The organism is Desulfonatronospira sp., from assembly GCA_003563255.1.
Taxonomy (GTDB): Bacteria; Desulfobacterota; Desulfovibrionia; order Desulfovibrionales; family Desulfonatronovibrionaceae; genus Desulfonatronospira.
In genome coordinates this window covers 1-3,976 of sequence record PWSL01000512.1, presented here as the reverse complement: position 1 = coordinate 3,976, position 3,976 = coordinate 1, and the positions used below count along the sequence as shown (strand labels likewise).

3 protein-coding genes are annotated in these 3,976 nt (G+C 46.6%); all 3 read left to right on the top strand.

All coding sequences use genetic code 11. The features are described 5' to 3' along the window. The first annotated feature begins 808 nt into the window (after positions 1-808). The 3 genes from QZP87_RS14945 to QZP87_RS14935 all read left to right on the top strand — a co-directional run bounded on the left by QZP87_RS14945 (position 809) and on the right by QZP87_RS14935 (position 3,697). Complete coding sequence (locus tag QZP87_RS14945) at positions 809-2,242, top strand: papain-like cysteine protease family protein (protein WP_291323725.1); 1,434 nt, start codon at positions 809-811, stop codon at positions 2,240-2,242. After that, entirely contained in the window at positions 2,239-2,421 is a 183-nt protein-coding gene (locus tag QZP87_RS14940; protein ID WP_291323724.1) for a hypothetical protein, read from the top strand. The genes QZP87_RS14945 and QZP87_RS14940 overlap by 4 nt, the downstream gene beginning before the upstream one ends. 1,036 nt (positions 2,422-3,457) lie before the next feature. Beyond that, positions 3,458-3,697, top strand: coding sequence for a YgiT-type zinc finger protein (locus tag QZP87_RS14935; RefSeq protein ID WP_291323723.1), 240 nt, complete (start codon positions 3,458-3,460; stop codon positions 3,695-3,697). Positions 3,698-3,976 lie beyond the last annotated feature (279 nt).

Here is a 3,976-nt window from a genome sequence, read left to right as displayed (position 1 = left end):
TCCCCTGAATGGTTAACTTTACAGATAATATCGTAAATTTTGTCCACCTTTTTCAGACTTTTCCACTTTTTTCAGACTAAACCCCCACAAGCCACGCCACGGCATAAATCAGGTGGTTAGTGATGTACTCCTGAAACCCTGCCTGCCCCATGAAATTTCTTCCATTTCACCGGGGTCATAAAAAAACAAGAAAATTTGAACCGCAACCACCGACCACCATCTGCCCCCATCCAGCACTCACTTTCTTCCGACATTCATGAGTGCCGGAAGCAAGTGAGTGCTGGAGTGATAGCCTTTTATCCCGCCTTCCGGGCGGGATAAAAATGTATTTCTCTTCATCACTGCCTTAATCCTGTTAATCCTGTCTAAAAAACTCTTTTCTTTTTCTGAGCTTATAAGTATAACCCCCACTAGACAATGAGCAGGATAATCAACTAAACGACGCCCCCATCGCCAAAAACATGTCGCCGGGATGTTTTCCAAACAGGAGATCGACACCCTGCTGGAACAGATACAGACATGCTGCGATCCTGAGCTGGGCAAAGTCCTTAAAGAATATCTCACGCCCGGCCTAAGAAGGCCTTGAGCCGCAGAGCAAGGCAGGAGTAAGAGTTTCAATATTCATATCCACCGAGCCGGTGGCAATAAATAACAAGCTCCCCGCCCGGGGCGGAGAACCTTTTTCATTGCCCCGGCTCAGGGCAATGAAAAAATGACTTCTCTCTTCTCCCAGGCTCTGTGCCTCTAGCGAGTCTTCGAAGCGGGCGAGAGACAATATTTTCTATCGAAAAGGAGAGGAACATCAGGCATGATCGTCAAAGTTGCATCTTTTTATTCAAAGGATGAAAGGTATGACATATTAAATACTATACCTGCGCCCTTTCTCAATCAAGAGGTCAAGCGGCATCTTGTTGAGCAGCTGGACGATAAAGTTGTCTTTATTGTGATTGAATATCCATATGTGGATAAGGATTACCGGAGCACATACTATGGTTTTTATTCCAAAAGACACAAAAAATACGGTAAATTTTGCATAAGACTGCATTTTTTCAGCCAAATCATGAATAATGAGGAAGCCTTCTCTGATGCAGAAGAGAGCTATCTTGGTTCGATTGTTCTCCGACCTACGGAAGTGGCTACCCTTGGCAGGACCCTCCTTGCCCCTGAAGCGCTTAAGGATTTTTCCGGGTTTGTCTGTGAAGCTGAATATATGAACAGTTTAGACGGCATTCCCCTGAAGGTGAAAACATTTCCGCACATCATGCAGGATACCGACGTCACCATTTGCGCTCATGCTGTTTGCTGGATGATTGCCAGATATTACAGCGAAAAATACACCCTGTATCCGGAGCGGTTATCATATGACATCGCAACATCGCTCACGGATATTTCAGGCGGCAGAATAATCCCATCCAAAGGACTTACCCTGGGTCAGGTTTCCGAAATATTATCCTCTATAGGTTTCTATCCAGAGATATTTGTCCGCGACCTCTATTCTGATCATGCCTTTTTTTACGAGCTTCTTTATGCTTACGTCGAATCCGGCATCCCTCTGGTTGCCGCCATGCACGGCAAACAACACGCATTGGCAATTGTCGGGCACGGGGATTTATATTCCGCTGTGGACGTCTGTAGAAGAAGTCAGAATAAGATTGTCAACTCCCTGTGCTGCAACAACTCTCTTATTGCTAATGACGACAACAAGTTGCCCTTCTCCAAAATCTTTTTCGAAAAGAAGCCATGTTCCGCCGGGGAATACCTGCTGACCGATATTGACGGGTTTGTCGTTCCCTTATACGAAAAAATGTATCTCAACGCTGAAAATGTCATGCGGTTACTGCCCGGCCTGATCAACAGCAACCTTGTAAGTATGCAAACCCATGACAAGCTTGTCCTCCGGGTTTTTATGACTTCGGCCAGGTCTTTCAAGCAGAAACAGAGGAAGGCAGTTTTAATTGATCCATTGATGAAGCGGACTCAGCTGGAACTTCCCTTGCCCAAGTTTGTCTGGATCGCTGAAATGACTACCCCGGAATTGTATGACAGCAGACAGGTCCTTTACCGCTGGATTCTGGATGCTACGGCCAACCCCTATGAAATGTATCCATTTCTATTGATTCATGATTTTCAGGAAATCGTCATCAATGAACGGACCCAGCGAAATGAACTTTATCGTCTTAATTTACAGAACCCAATTCAACCCTTCGAAATGTTTGAAAACAATTTAAGGAGGCATCAATGAGCAATATTATGAAAATTCAGTTCAACTTTGAAATGGTCTCCAGGTTAATTGATAAAGATTCACAGGAAATGAAATCCTATGAAACGCATTTCAAGGAGAATATGCTTCCGGAACTCAAAGAAGTTGAACAAAGAAAAACGAGGGCAAGAGAGAAGGCTTATCAGCTGAGGATTTCGTGAAACGGGGGCTGAGCGCTGGGTGCAAGGGGTAAGAGGTAAGCGGGAAAGCAGGGAAGCGCGGAAGGGGGAAGATTGGCGCACTTTAGGCGCTCAACCCAAATTTCAAACAAACATGTTGGTAACTTTTTCTGACAACCTGCCTGTCACGCTTATAGCGTGATTAAACAACGCTGAAAGCGTTCCAGCTTTGCTGGGTTTAACTGGGTCACGAAAAAAAAGAAATTTTTGAATCACAACCACTGACTACTGACCACTGACGTAATCATTCAGGGGATACCAGTAATCGCCACCGAGAGTAGACTTCAGGCTTACTCCCCAACCGTGAGCGGCAAAGCCGCCAGTGTGCAACGAAGTTGCCCGTGCCAAAAAAATCTTCTCCGGCACAGGAAGCCCTCAGGCTTCACACAAGTGCTCCGCACACACGGCTATTATGCATAAAGAGCCCAGGCAAACAGTCAGGCAAGACACCCTGCAGGCCAGGCACCACTCTTCAACCGTGAGCGGCAAAGCCGCCAGTGTGCAACGAAGTTGCCCGTGCCAAAAAAATCTTCTCCGGCACAGGAAGCCTCCAGGCTTCACACAGGTGCTTTGCATGGCAGGCGTTACTCCCCAAACCGTGAGCGGCAAAGCCGCCAGTGTGCAACGAAGTTGCCCGTGCCAAAAAAATCTTCTCCGGCAAAGGAAGCCTCCATGCTTCACACAGGTGCTCCGCACACACGGCTATTATGCATAAAGAGCCCAGGCAAACAGTCAGGCAAGACACCCTGCAGGCCAGGCACCACTCTTCAACCGTGAGCGGCAAAGCCGCCCGTGTGCAGCCCACGGCTGCCCGTGCCAAAAAAATCTTCTCCGGCAAGGGAAGCCTCCATGCTTCACACAAGTGCTCCGCACACACGGCTTTAAAGAATAAAGTGCACCAGAAAAGCTTTTCCCCCCTGCCAGACAGGCAACTTAGCATGGTTCCGGCACCCCTTGAAAGGCTACGGACAATCAATCATCCAAAATGGGATCAAAACTTTAAAAATAGGAAAACAGGATGAAGTGCTCTGTATGCAAGGATAAGATGATTCAAAGACAGGATGTAATTGAGCTGAAAATTAATGGCAAACTCTTTCTTGTGGAGAATGTTCCATATGAAGAATGCTTATCATGCGGAGAAAGAGTTCTTGCTCCGAATGTGAGCCAGGAAATTTTTAGTAAAGTTACCCGAAAAGAATACAGGGAAAAGCAAATGTTCGTGCCTGTAGTCGAAAACATTAAGGCTAGAGCTGTTTGATGTTACTGCAAAGCAGGATTTAACCGGGACGAAATCAGTCTGCGGCGGAAGGCTATTTTGAGCTCCCCGATGAATAATGTGCATTTCTTTACTTCTGAATGTTGAAAGGCAGATGATGTTTAGACAGGATTAACAGGATTATTTTCCTGCCCGCATGCCTGATGCCTGCGGGCAGAGAATCCAACTACTGTGCAGTGGGTTAAGGCCCACTTCTATCCATCGCCAAGAGGCGATTGGACCTTTCTTGGCGATCTTCTGGAGCGCCAAGAATTGATCCTG

Excerpts from the sequence above, each read along its gene's own strand:
- QZP87_RS14945 (WP_291323725.1), top strand. The coding sequence starts at position 809 with ATGATCGTCAAAGTTGCATCTTTTTATTCAAAGGATGAAAGGTATGAC.
- QZP87_RS14935 (WP_291323723.1), top strand. The coding sequence starts at position 3,458 with ATGAAGTGCTCTGTATGCAAGGATAAGATGATTCAAAGACAGGATGTA.
- QZP87_RS14940 (WP_291323724.1), top strand. The coding sequence starts at position 2,239 with ATGAGCAATATTATGAAAATTCAGTTCAACTTTGAAATGGTCTCCAGG.